Origin of the sequence: Acetobacter sp. P1H12_c (assembly GCF_018811975.1) — a bacterium.
Taxonomy (GTDB): Bacteria; Pseudomonadota; Alphaproteobacteria; order Acetobacterales; family Acetobacteraceae; genus Acetobacter; species Acetobacter persici.
In genome coordinates this window covers 1-17108 of record NZ_JACRVR010000018.1, presented here as the reverse complement: position 1 = coordinate 17108, position 17108 = coordinate 1, and the positions used below count along the sequence as shown (strand labels likewise).

Annotated in this window: 12 protein-coding genes and 1 pseudogene; 7 read left to right on the top strand and 6 right to left on the bottom strand. The window is 55.1% G+C overall.

The genetic code is table 11. The features are described 5' to 3' along the window. Nucleotides 1-12: 12 nt before the first annotated feature. The 3 genes and pseudogenes from KP699_RS10150 to KP699_RS10140 all read left to right on the top strand — a co-directional run. A complete protein-coding gene (locus KP699_RS10150) occupies nt 13-3288 on the top strand; it encodes an efflux RND transporter permease subunit (protein ID WP_215762515.1) in 3276 nt (1091 codons plus the stop codon). Nucleotides 3289-3804: 516 nt separating this feature from the next. After that, nucleotides 3805-6429, top strand: a complete 2625-nt coding sequence (locus tag KP699_RS10145; protein WP_215762514.1) for an AAA family ATPase — start codon at nt 3805-3807, stop codon at nt 6427-6429. Nucleotides 6430-6761: 332 nt separating this feature from the next. Continuing rightward, nucleotides 6762-7025: pseudogene (locus tag KP699_RS10140) on the top strand (chromosome partitioning protein ParB); the annotation flags it as partial. Between the two features lie 133 nt (nt 7026-7158). Here KP699_RS10140 and KP699_RS10135 read toward each other — a convergent pair. After that, complete coding sequence (locus tag KP699_RS10135; RefSeq protein ID WP_215762513.1) at nt 7159-8481, bottom strand: MvaI/BcnI family restriction endonuclease; 1323 nt, start codon at nt 8479-8481, stop codon at nt 7159-7161. 442 nt (nt 8482-8923) lie between these two features. Here KP699_RS10135 and dcm point away from each other — a divergent pair, with 442 nt between their 5' ends. From dcm to KP699_RS10120, 3 genes are read left to right on the top strand one after another with little or no spacing between them, the layout of a single operon-like run. Further along, nucleotides 8924-10177 (top strand): DNA (cytosine-5-)-methyltransferase, encoded by a 1254-nt coding sequence (gene dcm, locus KP699_RS10130; RefSeq protein ID WP_252346947.1) that lies wholly within the window; start codon nt 8924-8926, stop codon nt 10175-10177. Beyond that, entirely contained in the window at nt 10152-10622 is a 471-nt protein-coding gene (locus KP699_RS10125; RefSeq protein ID WP_308164909.1) for a very short patch repair endonuclease, read from the top strand. Before dcm ends, KP699_RS10125 begins: the two co-directional genes overlap by 26 nt. A gap of 3 nt (nt 10623-10625) precedes the next feature. Further along, nucleotides 10626-11846: a type II restriction endonuclease gene (locus tag KP699_RS10120; protein ID WP_215762511.1), complete on the top strand. Its 1221-nt coding sequence runs from the start codon at nt 10626-10628 to the stop codon at nt 11844-11846. A gap of 24 nt (nt 11847-11870) precedes the next feature. On the opposite strand, the gene KP699_RS10115 is transcribed toward KP699_RS10120, so the two are convergent. The 5 genes from KP699_RS10115 to KP699_RS10095 all read right to left on the bottom strand — a co-directional run bounded on the left by KP699_RS10115 (nt 11871) and on the right by KP699_RS10095 (nt 16044). Beyond that, nucleotides 11871-12950: a hypothetical protein gene (locus KP699_RS10115; RefSeq protein WP_215762510.1), complete on the bottom strand. Its 1080-nt coding sequence runs from the start codon at nt 12948-12950 to the stop codon at nt 11871-11873. A 114-nt stretch (nt 12951-13064) separates the two neighbouring features. Further along, on the bottom strand, nt 13065-13724 hold the full coding sequence (locus tag KP699_RS10110; protein WP_215762509.1) for a hypothetical protein: 660 nt from the start codon (nt 13722-13724) through the stop codon (nt 13065-13067). Next, on the bottom strand, nt 13721-14347 hold the full coding sequence (locus tag KP699_RS10105) for a 7-cyano-7-deazaguanine synthase (protein ID WP_215762508.1): 627 nt from the start codon (nt 14345-14347) through the stop codon (nt 13721-13723). Before KP699_RS10105 ends, KP699_RS10110 begins: the two co-directional genes overlap by 4 nt. After that, the gene (locus KP699_RS10100) at nt 14344-15621 is read right to left on the bottom strand and encodes a nucleoside 2-deoxyribosyltransferase (RefSeq protein WP_215762507.1); all 1278 of its coding nucleotides are present in this window, start codon (nt 15619-15621) and stop codon (nt 14344-14346) included. Before KP699_RS10100 ends, KP699_RS10105 begins: the two co-directional genes overlap by 4 nt. Before the next feature lie 51 nt (nt 15622-15672). After that, a complete protein-coding gene (locus KP699_RS10095; RefSeq protein ID WP_215762506.1) occupies nt 15673-16044 on the bottom strand; it encodes a hypothetical protein in 372 nt (123 codons plus the stop codon). A gap of 413 nt (nt 16045-16457) precedes the next feature. Between KP699_RS10095 and KP699_RS10090 the strand changes: the two genes are divergently transcribed. Beyond that, a complete protein-coding gene (locus KP699_RS10090; RefSeq protein WP_252346946.1) occupies nt 16458-16976 on the top strand; it encodes a hypothetical protein in 519 nt (172 codons plus the stop codon). Nucleotides 16977-17108 lie beyond the last annotated feature (132 nt).

The window sequence follows — 17108 nt, the reverse complement described above, 5'->3', positions numbered from 1 at the left end:
GGGACATCTTCCTTGAAATTCATCGCCTGGTTCGTCCACCGCCCCGTGGCGACAACGCTGCTGCTGATCTCCGCCGTAATGTCGGGACTGATGGCGCTGCCCCTCCTGCCGGTCTCGGACCTGCCCGATGTCGACCTGCCGGTGATCTCGGTCTCGGCGTCCAACGCCGGCGGTTCGCCCGAGGTCATGGCTCGCACCGTGGCCGCCCCGCTAGAGCGGCATCTGGGCAATATTGCAGGCGTCACGCAGATGCAGTCCACCTCTACGCGGGGTGAGACGGAAATTTCGCTGGGCTTCGAACTGGGGCGCGATCTCAATGGCGCGGCCCGTGATGTGGAAGCGGCGATCCGTGCTGCCCGACGCGACCTGCCGACCACGCCGGGATCGGACCCGCAATACCACCGTGCCAACCCCAACGCGACGCCGGTGCTGATCCTGGCGGTGACACCGGGCATGCAGTCTATGGCGAAGCTGTATGATCTGGTGAACACGACGCTTCGGCCCATGCTGTTGCAGGTACAGGGTGTGGGCGATGTGACGCTCATGGGCAGTTCGGCGCCTGCGGTGCGGGTGGAGATGAACCCGCTGCTGTTCTTCAAATACGGCATGGGGTTCGAGAACCTGCGGGCGGCTCTGGCGTCGGCCAATGCTCATACGCCCAAGGGCGTGATCGATATGGCGGGCCAGCGTTACCAGCTTGCCGTCAACGATCAGGCGGAACATGCCGACGCGTATCGGGATCTGGTGATCGCCTACAAGAACGGACGTCCCATCCGGCTGCGCGACGTCGCCACTGTCACCGACAGCATGCAGGACATGAATGCCGCTGCCTTTTTTGACGGAAATCCAGCCCTGACCCTGATGGTCCGTGCCCAGCCGGGGGCCAATCTGGTGGGCATCGTTGATGCGGTGAAAGCCCGCTTGCCACAACTGCGCACATTGATGCCGACCGGTGCGGATATCGAGGTGGCGCGAGATGGCTCGGCGGTGATCCGCTCCTCGCTGCACCATACGCTGGTGACACTGCTGGCCTCCTGTGTTCTGGCCTTGGCCGTAGTCTGGGTGTTCCTGCGCTCGTGGACGGCATCCATCGCAGCCGCGATCATCGTGCCATGCTGCCTGATGGCCAGCGTCGGGCCGATGCATCTGGCTGGTTTCGGGCTGGACAATCTCTCGCTTATGGCGCTGACGGTGGTGACGGGTCTGGTGGTGGATGACGCCATCGTGGTGATCGAGTACATCATCCGCATGCGTGAGCGGGGTCTGTCCGTTGAGGAAGCGGCCATTGCCGGAGCCAGCGAGGTGGTCTTTACGCTGCTCTCCATCACCGTGTCGGTGCTGGCGGTGTTTCTGCCGATCGGGCTGGCCTCGGGGCTGACGGGACGGCTGTTCCGGGAGTTTGCCGGAACGGTGGGGATCGCTGTGACCGTCTCGCTGATCCTGTCCTGCGTGGTGACGCCGTGCCTGACGGCGCTGTGCATGCGGTTTTCCGAGGGAAGAGACGCCCGCATCAACGAAGAACAACCGACCGTAGCGGAAGATCATTCCCTCGGCGTCGATGCCGCCGATTTTCTGGATCATGAAAAACACGGCGGCAGCCTGTATCGCGGCATTCTGGAAGTCTGCCTGACCCATCCCGGCAAGGCGGCGCTGCTTTTGCCATTGACCCTGCTGGTGGGCGTCTTTCTGTTCACCCGCATGCCGAAGGTCGTGTTCCCGCGTCAGGATATCGGCATCGTCTCGGGCGGATCGCGGGGCAGCGGCAGTTCGCTGGCCCAGACGAAGGCCCGGCTGGAGCGGTTCAGCAGGGTGCTGCTGGAAGACCCGGCTGTCAGCCATGTCATCGCCTATCTTGATACCGGCGAGGGTTCCAGCCACGGCATGGTATTTGCCACGCTGCGCGACCTGTCCACCGGGCGCGCTTCAGGAGCGGAAGTCGCGACCCGCGTGATCGCCCGGATGGGCAAGGACATCCACGCCGAATATCATGCCCAGGCGCCGGGCAACATCATGATGCGGGTCGGCTCGAACAGCAGCGGGGTGAGCTACATCCTGCGCAGCGAGGATGACCGGCTTCTGGGACCGGCGACACGCAGGCTGGCAAAAGCCCTGCGGCATCACCCGGAGTTCACGGACGTGGACCCGGACGTCGATCCGCCCGGACAGGGGATCACGCTGGCGATCGACCGCGATACCGCCGCCCGCGTCGGGGTCACGCCACAGGTGATCGGCAACACCCTGTCCGATGCGCTGGGCCAGACCACAGCATCGGTCGTCTACACGACACACGGACAATACAATGTGGTGCTGACTGTGGAAAACCGCTTCCAGCGTGATCCGGAGATCCTGAAACAGTTCTGGATCAGTCCCTCGGGTGGGTCAGCGTCCGGCAGTTCGGCGTCCAACACCATCCGGGTGGTCACGTCGGCTACAGCCAGTACCACAGCCTCGACCGGTGCAACGGCGTTTCGGAACCAGATCGCCAATTCGCTGGCGGGCGGGGCGAATGCGTCGACGGGATCGGCGGTGGCGACCGGGGCGGAGACACTGGTGCCGCTCTCGGTGGTGGCACGAATGACCCCCAGTCTCGATCCGGTGGCCGTCACCCATATCGGTTACGCCAGTTCCGCCTCGCTGGCGCTGGAACTGGCGTCCGGTGTGAGCCTGTCGCAGGCACAATCCGTTATCGATCAGGAGTGGCGCAGCCTGCATCTGCCAGAAACGATCAATGGCGAATTGCAGAGCGATGAAGGGGATCTGGGCAGAAGCACGCATGACAGCGAAATCCTGATTATGGCGGCTATCCTGGCCGTCTGGATCACGCTGGGCATGCTGTACGAGAGCGTGTGGCACCCGCTGACCATTCTTTCCACCATTCCCTCGGCCGGGATCGGGGCCGTGGTCGCGCTGGACCTGTTCGGTCTGCCGTTCTCCGGCATGGCGGTCATCGCCATGCTGCTGCTCACCGGCATCTCGCTCAAGAATGCTATCATGCTGGTGGATTTCGCCATCCATGCCGAGCGCGAACACGGCATGACGCCACGGGGCGCCATTCGTGAGGCCTGCCTGCTGCGGCTGCGACCCATCGTTATGACCACCTTTGCTGCCGCCCTTGGGGCACTGCCGCTGGTGCTGATGGGGGGCTACGGGATGGAACTGCGGCAGCCGCTCGGCATAGCTCTCATTGGCGGTCTGTTGGTGAGCCAGACCCAGACCATGTTCACGACCCCGGCGCTCTATCTGCTGGTGGGACGATGCGCACAGTGGGGGAAAGATAGAAGCGTCTGATGGCAACTATGGGGGGAAGAACGAACCCGCTGCGCGGGATTGGTGCGATGTGGAGGTCTGTCACCACGGCGTGAGCGATCTGTTTTATTTGGAACTGTCCTAACGCCCCGTCGTCAGGGCAAGCCGCGTGGGTCACGTCTCGACGCGCATGAAGCATTTATTGCCGACATGATTGAAGCGCAGAAAGATATCACGCTCCAGGAGATGATAGCGTGCCTGAAAAGCGAATGTGACATTGAGATCGGCCGCAGCATGCTCAGTCGCGGACTGCGGTAGCACGGACGGACATTCAAAAAAAGACCGCCCATGCACTGGAGCAGGAGCGCGAGGACGTCCTGAAACGACGACAGTATCAGGTTGCGAGACATCATTGGCGTAATCAAGGATTTCGGGACACAATAGGTGACGAACGCTAACCGTAGGCCAATAGCTTATATGGGCAAACTACTCTCGGTAGACGACGATGGCACTCTATACGCTATATGAAAGACTATATATTTGAAATGAAGGCGAAAGATGGACGGACAGGGTAGAGATCTCTCCACTGAAGCGGCGGCTCTTGCTGACATCCTCAGATGGTCAGCGGACATCCCCACTTGGCAACGGGACGCCCTACGGCGGCTATGTGGCCAGGCGAAGCTGGAGCCGGCGGACCTGACGTCGCTCGTGGCCATCTGCAAGGGCGCCGACCAAGGCTCGCCGCTCGATGCGACCCACGTTCGAGATCCCGCCGCCAGCCATGCCGTCGTCAGTCTCGGTGCGCTGCACGGCCTGTCCAACGTCAACGCTCTCGCTTCAGGCGAACGTCTGTCCTTTGGAAGGGCTGGTCTGACAGTCATCTACGGCGACAATGGCGCCGGCAAGTCCGGCTATGCTCGTGTTCTGAAACAGCTCTGCAGGGCGCGCTCTCCCAAGGGGGATGCGATCCTGCCTAACATCTACGCAGCCGATGGGGGCACGCCGTCCGCCCATGTCGAGTTTTATATTGGCGGTCAGAAGCGCAATGCCTCTTGGACGCAAGGCTCACCGACCGACGCGATGCTCTCGGCGGTCAGCGTATTCGATTCACGCACCGCCAATGTCCATGTCGAGAACACCAACGATCTTGCCTACACGCCTCTTCCTCTCCGCATCCTCGCTGGCCTCGCGCAGGCCTGCCTGGACGTGAAGGCTAACCTCGCTGCCGAGATCAAGACCTTGCAGGAGCAGACGCCAGCCATTCTTTACAACCCCGAGTGCAAGCCCGAAACCGAGGTCGGCAAGCTGGTCGCCGTCCTTTCAGGGAAGACCAAGCCTGAAACCGTCGAGAAATTGGCGGGCATCAATGTCGATGAGGAATCCCGGCTTCAGACCCTGGTCACTGATCTCGCCAGCGATCCGGCGCGCACGTTACGCCAGCTTCAGGGCCAAGAGACCCGCCTCAAGACGACCATTGAACATCTGGAGCGTTTGGCGGCCGTCGTGGCTGAGGAAACCTGGACCGCACTGCACGACGCCCATGCCCGTCTTGGTACGGCACGCCAGGCGGCCGCTTCCGCTTCCGCGAACCTCTTCGCCGACGAACCGCTGCCCGACATCGGGTCAGACGTGTGGAAGTCGCTCTGGGAGGCAGCCCGCGACTATTCCCGTGCGTCAGCCTATCCGGAGAAGGGCTTTCCCGTTACCGACGCCGGCGCGCATTGCGTTCTCTGCCAGCAGCCCCTCAGCGAAGAAGCCTCGAAACGTTTGAGCAGCTTCGAAGCCTTCGTCCAGGATGAGAGCAAGCGCCGGGAGGAAGAGGCTGAGAGGGTCTATGAAGATGCGCTGAAGGATGCCGCGTCGAAGAGTATCGCGATGGCCGAAGTCCCGGCAATCATCACGCTGATCCGGGACGATCTTGGACAAGAGACCCTCGCCACATCGGTCCGTCGCGAGATTTTGGTTCTCGCATGGCGTCTGCGCGCCATCCTGCGCACGCATCGTTTCGAAACCGTACCAGCGTTGCCGCCGGCCGTTGCGGTTTCTGTCAATTCCTTGCGAAGCGCCCTTTCCGGCTTGGAGACCCGTATGAATGCCTTGAGGTCGGAGACAAATTCACCTCAGCGAATTGCGCTTATCGCCGAACGCGATGGGCTCGCCGATCGCAAGTGGCTGGGTGTCGTTCTGCCCGATGTACTCGCACAGATCACTCGTCTCAAGACCGTAGAGACTCTCGAAAAGGCAGGCAAGGACACGGCGACAAACAAGATCACCAAACAGAGCGCCAGGATTGCGCAGGCCCTCGTTACTAATCGCCTGCGTGGGCGTTTTGCAGTTGAAGTAGACAAGCTCGGCGTCGCAGGGCTCGCCATTGAGCTCCAGCAGACAAAGACGACTGCCGGTGTCCCCTTCTTTCAGGTTCGGCTCATCAACAAGCCGAGCGAGCCAGTTGGGAAGGTTTTGAGCGAGGGCGAGCATCGCTGCGTAGCTCTCGCTGCGTTCTTGGCGGAACTCTCCACAATCGACGCGCAGTCCGCAATCGTGTTTGATGACCCTGTTTCGTCGCTCGATCATCTCCATCGTGATCGCGTAGCGGCGCGCCTGGCCGAAGCCGGCAAGTCCCGGCAGGTCGTAGTCTTTACTCACGACATGGCTTTCCTGCTGTTACTCGATGAAGCATGTCGGGCTACCAAGGATCTCGAAGCTACACCCGTCACCTATCGTCTTGTCAGCAGAGGCGCCAACAATTCAGGCTTTTGCCATCAAGAGCCACCCGCTACTGTCATGCCGCTAGACAAGGTGCTCGACGGCATGAAGTCGCACCTTTCCAACGTGAAAATCCATTATGAACGAGGCGATCAAGCCAAGTGGTTGCGCGAGGTGACCTCTTTTCAGGACCAGTTGCGTACGACATGGGAGCGTGCCGTCGAGGAAATCGTCGGCCCGGTGATACGGCGACTGTCGCGTAAGGTCGATACCACCGGCCTCATTAAGCTCACCGTTCTCACCGATGGTGATTGCACGACGATGCGAGAGGCCTTTGGCAGATGCTCGGCGCTACTCCACAGCCAGCCCGGCGAGATTAACCCGCGGATTCCCGCGCCGAGTGTCATCCAAACGGAAATCGAAACGTTGGAGAGGTGGATCGCTAATATCCGAGTCCGGCAGGAGAAGCTCGTATGACGAAATTCCAGCGCGTCAAGCCGATACCTGCCGAAGGACGTCCCTTTCAAACGCAAACGAAATCCGTTCGCTGTGCCGGCGGACTGTCCGCTCTGGGGAATAAGATTGGCAGACTGAATGGCTGACATGAGGGCGGAAGCGGACATGGCTCTGAATAATTAAACGATCCGTTTGGCGAGGGTAGTCAAACAGCGCCTGGGTCTTATTGACCGTGTCCGACAAGCTGCTGGATATCTATGAGCAGGACGGCATGAATCTGAAACAGTTGATGGCCTTTTCCATCAGCGATGATCATGCCCGCCATGAACAGGTCTGGGACATCGTATCCCAGAGCCATAACCGTGAACCCGCATATTGCCCTGACCGAACTGCTGCATACTTGGTGCGCGATGTTTACTGGCAGACACCGGGTGCGGATTGCCTGGAAGCCTATGTCCGCGAAATCCCGCTGCCGGTCCATTCGCCCGACATGCCGGGCAGTGTGCCAGCGCAACGAGGGCTGGAAGCATGATCTGCCGGATGATGAGGATGCGCTGTGGCGATGGATCGACGGCCTGGACGATGCCAGCCGTATGGCAGTGCTGGCCCATTGTTTACCCGTAGCGCCCCATCATGCTGGCAATGACGTGCAAGAGAGGAAGTTTATTGCGACTTAGTAATGATACAATCTTGCCGCATCAGGCTTGAACCTGCCAAACCAACTGTCGTGCATTTTTCCGGAATTATTATTCAGTAAAGGAGGACAGTTTCATTCTTCTGATAAAGCTGGGTCAGACCGGCATGAGCGACCCGGAATTGACTGCGCCGCTTGATGTCCGGCCTTGCCGACGAAGCCTTTTCGATTTTAACAGCCGGGTCATAATACACCGTCCCCGTCGAAAAAGCCTTTAGGAACAGCAGAAAATCGGTCTGCTCGCAAAGGAGAACCTGTGCCCCGTAGCTATATTCCGGCGGTGGTGTTCGGGATAAGGAGGGCACGTAGGCCGCCTGCGCATGCTTCCGGTTCCAGTGTGCCATCAGGCTCTTGAAAGTCCACGACGCAGCAACAGCGTCGGTCGCACTGACCAGAGCCATGCCGCCCTCGATATCGGATATCTTGCCAGTCGCAGCATCATATCCCGTCAGGGTCATGCGCAACCCGGTTAGATGGTGGTGACCGCGAGTACAGTCATAGCGGCCGCCAAAATTGAAGCGATCTTCTTTGCCGCTCTGATCCGCGTAGCCGAAACGCTTCAGAAATTCTGCCACGCCCTCGCTTTTGTAGATACCGCCTGTCGGTTCCGGCGTCATAAGGGTTACCGGCGATTTTGGCCTGAAGGCTGTGAAATTATTCACGCCATATTGCTTCACTTCCCAGCCCATGAAGTCCGGCTCTGCGTAGCCGTTGGGAGTAATGCCAAGCTCGGCTTCAAGAGTATAGCCGCCCCCATTGCGGGCTGCATAGGGCGCCTTCGTACCGTCTTTCGCCAGCTTTTGGGACATGATCCAGTTCAGCTGATAAATGCGGCGCAGTTCATCAAGGAGGATAGTTTTCGGATCGGCTGGTAGATCCAGGCTGAGCGGCAATTCGGTGAAGACGCCTAGCATCGGCCAGTTGCCTGCCGTCAGTTCCTTTGTGATCGGGTCATCGGCATCCGTGACATAGCCCAGGACGACGCCGTCTCGGGTCACGCCGAAGAACATAACTCGTCCCTCATCGCGAACGGTGAGGAGCTTTGAAGGTGCCCCCTTGCAGCCCTTTAGAAAGCCGGACATCCTCACTTCGGGATATTTGGGGTAGAGGATCAGGTTTGCGTCGGGTGCGCGGTGCCTGCCTTCTTCATTGATCCAGTAAAATTCGACATCGGCCTTAGCGCGGTCGCGCACGCTGCCGGCCTTTTCAGAAGCGTCAGTGTAGACTTCGCCATGCGGAATGACATTCAGTGCTGCAAAGCCACCACCCAGATATACTTGGTTTTTCGAGTTATCATTGGGCGACAAATATTTTGCATAAATACGATGAGCGCCATAGTAGCGCATCAGATCTAAAAATTGCTCCAGTGATGCGACCAATTATCTGCCCCTAACAGTCATAGTCTTCTCCGCTGATCTTATCCAGGCGACCAGGTGCTGCATAGCCTCGGAAAAGTCGGGCCGGGTGCGGCCCTTTAGGACACATTCCCAAACCGTGGCGACCCGCCAGCCAGAGGCCGGCAGGGCCCGGATTGCGCGGCTATCATTTTCCATATTCCGCTCGATCTTCGTCCTCCAGAAATCCTTCCGCGTGGACGGCCAACGTCGTTTAACAGATAACCAATGGTCCGGAACTAAACCGTGACACGTCCAGTATGCAGAACGCGGCGGGCATGCTGACATCCTGCCAACATATCTGATGGATGCTTGGTACCGTGTTGCTGCGCTTGGAACATATAAGGAACAGGGCTTGCTTTCGGGGACAGATTCTGCCATCAGGGCAGAGATAAACCTCGTGCTACCCTGATCTGAAAGAATGCCTATGTCATCGCGGACCGATTTCAGCCTGCTGCGCGATCGGGCAGGCCTGACGCTGCACCAGGCGGCTGAAGAACTGGGTCTTGGGGAACGGACAGTGTACCGTTATGAGAATACCCCCGGCACGGCGAGCCGGACCTCTCTCAATTTCCTGCGCCGCATTGCTGATGAACGTCTCCGGGCAAAAGAGAAAGACAGGGTTGATTTCCGTTTTATCGATCTGTTTGCCGGGATAGGCGGCCTGCGGATCGGTTTTGAGGAAATCGGCGGTCGATGTGTCTTTACATCCGAATGGGACAGATTTTCACGGCAGACCTATGCTCTGAACTATCCGGACAACCATGAGATCAGCGGGGATATCCGTCCGTTCGCAGAAGATCCCTCCCTGATTCCGGAACATGATGTTCTGCTTGCAGGTTTTCCATGTCAGCCGTTTTCGATTGCCGGGGTTTCCAAGAAGAATTCTTTAGGTCGGCCTCATGGCTTCCTGTGTGACACGCAGGGAACCCTGTTTTTCGATACAGCCAGAATCATCGCCCATCACCGGCCGGCAGCCTTCCTTCTGGAAAATGTCAAAAACCTGGAACGGCACGATAAGGGACGTACTTTTGCCACGATCATGCATGTTCTCGAGGAAGAACTCGGTTATCATGTGCAGACCCGCGTGATCAGTGCCGCATCATGGGTGCCACAGAAACGTGAGCGTATTTTTATTGTCGGATTCAGGGAAAAAACAGATTTTGATCTGAAATCTCTGGTTGTGCCACCGATAGAAAAAGGTCCGAGGTTGGGTTCAATCCTTCTGCCGCATGCAGAGGTGGAACCAAAATATACCCTTACGGAACATCTGTGGAATTATCTTCAGAATTACAAGGCCAAGCATGCTGCTGCGGGTAACGGTTTCGGCTTCGGACTGTGCGGACCGGATGATGTGGCACGGACACTCTCCGCCCGTTATTTCAAGGACGGGTCCGAAATCCTGATCCGGCAGGAGGGCAAACGGCCGCGCCGTCTCACACCGCTGGAGTGCGCGCGTCTTATGGGTTTCGATCGTGGTGACAGGCGGTTCCGTATCGGTGTTTCGGACACGCAGGCCTATCGTCAGTTCGGAAATGCGGTTGTGGTGCCGGTTATCGAGTTTCTGGCCAATGCCATGAAGCCCCATATACGCTCGGCCCTGGCACGGGAGCGCCGGGACAGCAGAGACGGGACTGCAGGCATGAGACCTGCTCATGATCAGAGCATGGCTGTTGCCTGATATCGTTTCACCGGAACAGCGCAGCCGGATGATGTCCGGCATCCGGGGAAAAGACACAAAACCCGAGATGGTTCTGCGGCGGGGGCTGCATGCTCTTGGTTTCCGGTTCAGGCTGCATGACAGGAAACTGCCCGGAACCCCTGATCTGGTTTTCCCGAAATACCATGCTGTCATTCTGGTGCATGGCTGCTTCTGGCATGGACACGACTGTTACCTTTTCCGTCTTCCCGGCAGCCGGACCGAATTCTGGCGGATGAAAATTGACCGGAACAGGGCTGTTGATGTGCGGACGGAACTTGCTTTGCATAATGCTGGCTGGCGCGTGGGAACCGTATGGGAATGCGCGATGCGTGGGAAAGGACGTCTTTCCATGGAAAACATCCTTGAAGCCTGTTCAGCATGGCTGAAATCGGACGCATCCGAACTTGAAATAAGAGGACGGTAACTGGTGAGACGGGGACAGCTTTCGGATCAGTTTGAAGGGGTCGTGGCAAAAAGACTGACCGAGGTTGAAACCCGTCCCGACAGGTCCAATCAGCATGAACTGAACGGTTCTACGGCCCTAAGGAAGCTTCTGGGTGACGACGACCGCCGGAATATTCCAGCCAGGTTCATATGGCTCGGGGAGGAAGAAGCTGCCATTTCCGTTGATGGCATGCTGAGCTGGTATGACGCCCGCCGGAAACATCCGGTCCGTACCGAATACCGGCTTTATTACCGTTCCAATGAAGTGACCGAAGTCATGGCTTCGGGCGATGTGTTCTTTCTGGCCATGAGGCAGGACGGAAGCGCCCTTCTGATTGTTGTGCCGGCAGACAGCACCGTTCAGAATCAGCTTCTCTGGCTGTTCGGGCTCGATGACCTGTCGGGAACCAGCTTTTCTTTCCAGGAGATAGAAGGGGCGCACGACCCCGAGCTGGGCTTCGCGGCCCGTTACATTCTCGATGAACTGGGAGTGGAACCGGAAGAACCTGAGGCGGATATTCTTGATACGTTGATTGAGCCGTTTGGTCTCAGATTTCCCACGACACGTGTTTTTTCCGAGCTTGCGCGTTCCTCACTGGCGGATATTTCGGCGCACGATGATCCGGACGGGGCACTGGTTGAGTGGATGGAGCGTGAAGAACAGCTGTTTCGCAGACTGGAGCGCCGTATCGTTGCGGAGAAAATCAATGGAGGTTTTCAGTGCGCCGAGGGGGCAGATGTCGACGGTTTTCTTGCATTCTCACTGAGTGTGCAGAACCGGCGTAAGGCCCGCGCAGGGTCCGCCCTGGAAAATCATCTTGAAGCGGTATTCCAAGCCAACGGCCTTCGGTATGCACGTGGCGCCGAGACAGAGAACCGTAATAAACCTGATTTTCTGTTCCCCGGAAAAGCGGCTTATGCTGATCCACTTTTCCCGGCTGACAGGCTGACGATGCTGGGTTCGAAATCGACACTCAAAGACCGCTGGCGGCAGGTACTGTCGGAGGCGTTACGCATCAGAAAAAAGCACCTTCTCACACTGGAGCCCGGTATTTCCGAAAACCAGACTGATGAGATGCGGGTAAAGGAACTACAGCTTGTGCTGCCGCAGAAGCTGCATGCCACCTTCCGGCCGTCGCAACAGGCATGGCTTATGAATGTTGGAGAATTTATCAGGCTTGTCAGAGGGCGTCAGGGCGCATAGTGATTTCAGGATCACAGAAATGGATTATTTCATCTTCAGGCTAAGCAGCCAGTCATCGGTCACTGGCTCTCTTTTTTCTCCCCGCATGAATGCGTCCATACGGGTCGCGACTTCAGTGTGAGGCATGCCAAGCGCGCCGAACGATGAGAAATCTGTTGCCAGCAACGGATAGAATTTTAACCCTTTCCGACCAGTGAAGGAGGTGTCTGCTCCTGAATAACGTGGGGGCTGCCGCATTATGGAGAGCGCATCCCCGGAGGTTATTTCACGGCCTATTACGGCAGCTGAACTACGGGCCGTCATGTTGTTGGTCAGAAACATCGACCCCGTTTCCTTGTCCCAGCGCGGTTTGACGATAATGGTGTGAAGCGAACGAAGACCGCAACGTGCCAGCTGTCTGATCATTCTGAGTTCGCCATCATTCAGACCGAAGGTCAGAGGCCTGCCGGACATCGGATATTTATGCTTGATTTCGAGGTGCCAGAGCTGATTGCCCTGCAGGTAAATGCGATCGACATTCCATACATACTTAAACCAGGGCTGAATGCCGAAATTCAGGAATATTCTGGGCAGAATAACGCGTTGACCGAGTTCGGTCCCATAATGTTCTGACAGGTAACCCCAGAAACTCTGGTTGATGCGTTTTGTATCCCTGACAGATGCGTCAATATCAAATGCTGAAGGCTCATTTTTACCCGACAGCTTTTGGGCCAGTTCAGGAAGGGGGAACCATGTGGAAACCCGCTTTCCTTCCCTACATTCGGCAGCAGTAAAAAGTTTATGGGCATTGTCAAAACGGACAAGTATTACCCGGTAATGCTGTCCGAGCGCAGTGAGATATCGTCCCAGTCCCACCGGGCTTCCCCTGTCCCATACAAACGCATAGGTAACCTTATCTCCAGGATTGACTGCTATTGCCGTGTCGGCATCAATTAGCCGGGGAACATCTTTCTGGTCGCCCGGGAATGTTTCAAGATACTGGTCAAACAGACTTTCGATCACCAGGCCTTCCGCGAGGCGATGTTTGTCTAGAGCAAGAAACTGCCGACACAGATCATGATCGGAGAGATCAAGTTGAGTTAGTTCGCCGAATGGTATATTCATTTATGTAAGTATTTCAGTTTTCTGATGTGGTATATTATGAATTATATTTAGTTTTTATGAACGTCGTGATTGAAATTTTAAGGAAAAGAGAGTGATTACGGAATCTCTATTTCTTTAGAGAGCGAGATTTAATTGAGGTGACTGTTTATGGGTTTCGCATGTCCAAATCCATGCATCGAATTCCCGTCGAGATATAGACAGCAGATCAGCGGCATAACAAAATACATATTTTAAGAAACTGTATTCATCGTTATTAATGCCAGCTTTTGCCGCAAAAGTTCTGACGTGACGATCCACAGCAATCGACTCAATTCCTACTAAACAAGCCATGTAATCAACTGTTTTGGGGCCGATTCCGTTCAGTGACTGGAGGTCTGCACAGAGCTTGTCGGACTTGAGTAATAAGCGAATGTCTTCCGTAGTCTCGACATTGGCTTTGTGGAAAAAACTAACCAGTTGTTCAAATCGTCCGACTTTTATCGGATGCTGCCAGTCAAGAAGATGCCTCGAATGACCCTTCTTAACGACAATAATGAGCGCACTTATGCAATCCGCATCTGGAAATTTCCTTAGAATACGATCAACGCGTGGTAACACAACTGAGCGATAATTAAGTCCCGCTTGCAGGACAGAATCCGCGAGAAGGGCACCTGCATGTTCATAGGTTGCGCGTCGTATACCATATGAAGAGGGAACGCCTTGATGCGATGCAAAATCGGCGACCTTACGTGCGGCCTTCAGCAGTTCAAGTCGATCAGTTGTGTGGTGCGTCATTGTAGTAATCCAGTTTGCCGTAAAGCTCCTAAGCGCTCTACGCAGTTTGGACAAGCTCCACAAGGCAATTGGCTAGCAGCTTGGCAAGAGAAGGTCCTCCCAATAGGGACACCGAGACGAATAGCCTCCCGAGCGACTTCTGTCTTTGAAAAGTATCTAAACGGAGACGTAAAGCGGACTGGACCAATGGATTCTGTGAGTCCATCAAGTTTATTCATGAACTCAGCCGTACAGTCAATTTCTTTAGCATGATTACTATTGATGAAGCCCGTATAAACTTCAATAATTCCCAACGTTTGCGCTTTTGCAGCGGCAGCAGCATAAAATAAGAGAGTTCGATAAGGTACGTACAAATCATCATCGTGAACATCATCTTTCCAAAGGTCAGCTTCTATAATCAAGCGTGACTTTGACCCTCTAAAAATATCAGAGAGGTTGACGCGTTCTGGACGCTGCATGCCGGTAGGTAGGACCTCGTTCACTCGATGCCATTCCGTCTCGACACAGTGTTGTCCATAGTCAAAAAATAAGGGACTGACATCAGCTCCTTTCGCATGCAGTAAAAAAGCTACTGTTGTGGAGTCTAAACCTCCAGATGCGAGAAGCATTACCTTCTTAGTCATGAAAGAGTGCCGTGGATAATTTTTGATAAGGCGTCGAATGTCCCATTCAGGCAGATATCAAGATCAGATGAATAAGTAACACTTCCCTTAACGACCATTGTATTTCGGTTTTCGTGACGGGGATCGAAAGTAATAACAGGCTTTCCCATCTCGATTGCAAGTCCAATTTCAACTAGAGTTCCTGGGTCACGTTCAATTGGCACGGCAAAAACTACCGAACATTCCCGAAGCAGTTGCACATCGTTAAAATAGTAAACAGCAAGAGATTCAATGGGAGATTCGCGGTCAGCCTCTCCATTTTCTTTAACAGGTCTTCTGACGTGGAAGTTATGATATTCTAATGCTGCTACAGCTGCCGCGATTTCTTTGTGATCTGCGTATGAGAAGTCTGGCGCTGCCAAATAAATCTGTAGATCCGGACGTATATGCCATGGGAGACTAACTCCTCCTAAATTGCGGACAATATTGATGGGAAGCTGGAGTTGTCGTTTGACATCGCGTCGAAGATCATCTGGCCATGTAGTCTGGGAATAAATTGTTGCGACTTGCATGCCTCGCCAAGCCGCATCACGTGCACTGTCTTCTAGAGTTCCAAATACAGCAGTGAAAACATCCCCGACCCCTACGGAATTTACGGTGGTGCCTAGGGTGGCAGTAATGTATTCTACATCGTTGGTTGTAAGGTCAAATAGTCTGCTACCGCCACGATTTTCTTTTAAAAGTAAGTTTTTTACCCCAATATTTTTGGAAAGTTCTATTAATGGATCAATATCGACAGAAGCAAGTGTCGAAAATAATTGCGAAGATGTCGAGATTACTAATGAGGTGATTTTATTCGTAAGTTCTCGGAGGGACCTCGCGTCGTTTATATCGTAAGCCACATCAATCGTGATGTTAGCTCCTGATTGGAACTTGTTAATTATACTTTCAATATTGTAGCGTCCCGGGAATATAACAACGCAATTAAATCGACTCAAATCAACATCGTTGTAAAGTGGAACAACTCGTCTCTCGTCACGAAGAATATCTTCATAGCCTTGGTGTCCAATCTCTCTTACGTCAGCAATGGCGACAACGTTTGGAGCTCCGGTAACTTCTCCGAGTAGAATAAACTCTTGGCATCCATGCTGGTTTAGGTAATTCCGAGCTTGTTCGACCAAGTATGAGGGGCAAAATGCCCCGACGGAGTATTTTTTTCCACTTGCCCATAGACCGCGAGCCGCGTGTACTACACCACCAAGTCTCACTTTTGCGCCATTGGTGCGCGTCGGCATCGTAAAGTCAATCGTGACTTCGCCGATCAGAAGGGGAGGTGTCGCTGGCATTTATTTAACGACAAAATCGGCTTGAACTTGGGGATGACTACCATTCGAAGACGCAGTTACCACGCCGGTATATGTGAATCCGTCCTGCAGGCAACCCGCTAGATAATTTAAGCGAGTAGGTAGAGATCCGACAGATTCTGTGCCCGCTACAGCTATGATTCTGCCTTTTATCCCAACTGTAAGAGGAGTGCCAACTGGAGGCGGAGCGCCATGGGTCTTATAAAAATCGTGGCTGGCAACGTCTTCTAGGCTCGCCGTAAATGCTTCACTACATTTATCTGAACCGCTGGAGCCGCCAGAAGAATCATTACCTGATTCTGTTTTTTGTTTGCCGGAATAATCGCTAAAATTTCCTGATCCACTGCTACCCATTATTTCCCCCTAAAAATGCTAGGGAATAATATTCAGAGAAGACCGACTATATCAAGTAGGCGGTTCTGCAATGCACATCCTATTGATGCGGCGAGGGTGACGCGGGAATTAATAACGTGCGCGAGGTTTAGGTGTGTTAAGATTTTGAAATTATGCGATTATATCATTGTTCGAATTGAGTGTGGGTATCGGTGGTTGTGTGCCCCCGCAACCACTTCCATCATAAATCACTCACAATCGACGTCTGATCGCCATGAAATACTGGCACATCAGACAGTTACATGCATCCCGACCTTCGAAAGAGGGCCGGGCAATTACGCGCGTCCGCACCACGCCATGGCCAACAGGGCCGCCTCAACCAGTTTCTCCGATCCGTTCAGAACGAAACGTAGAAACCAATGAGGAACATCATCATGCGCGATGAGCAGGAAATGCGGGACGAAATCCGTGCCCGAATGAAGGGCCGGATCCGGTTCAATGTCGCCACAGATCGGATCGAAGTGATCGTCGGTGCGCCGGATGAACTTCTCCGGTGGGAGCCGATCAACCGGCTCACCATGCTCCAGCATCTTCCACCCCTAGTGGTGGAGAGGCTTTGGGACATGTTTGCCGATGCGGCAGGGTCGGGATTCTATACCGAAGACGGGCTGGCCGGGGTGAAATTCCTCGGCTTACACCGGGTTGCAGAGTATCTTGAGGAGGAGGAATGCATCCGGATCGACGAAATCCCGATGCCTGCGTTCTCAGCACTGGTACCCGCTGTGAGTCTCGATACCTATCTTGAGGGGCGAAACCGGACAACAATCGCCGAAATCCTGAAGGCCGTCCCAGACGCCGCCGAAAAGGAATTGCCTCTTCAGCTCAAAGAGGCTGGATGGGAGCCACGGCGGTCAGCTACAGAACGCTTTTGGGTGAAAGTTCAAAACGGGTAGACTGATGAACCGGCTCTCCTTCTCACCAGAGAAGGAGAGTTGGCGCACGGCAAGCAGAAAGGCAGCTTTCGCCTTCTTCTCGGATACCGAAGCGAAATCTTGCGCGTTCCCGAACCGGACGTGACTTCTAGC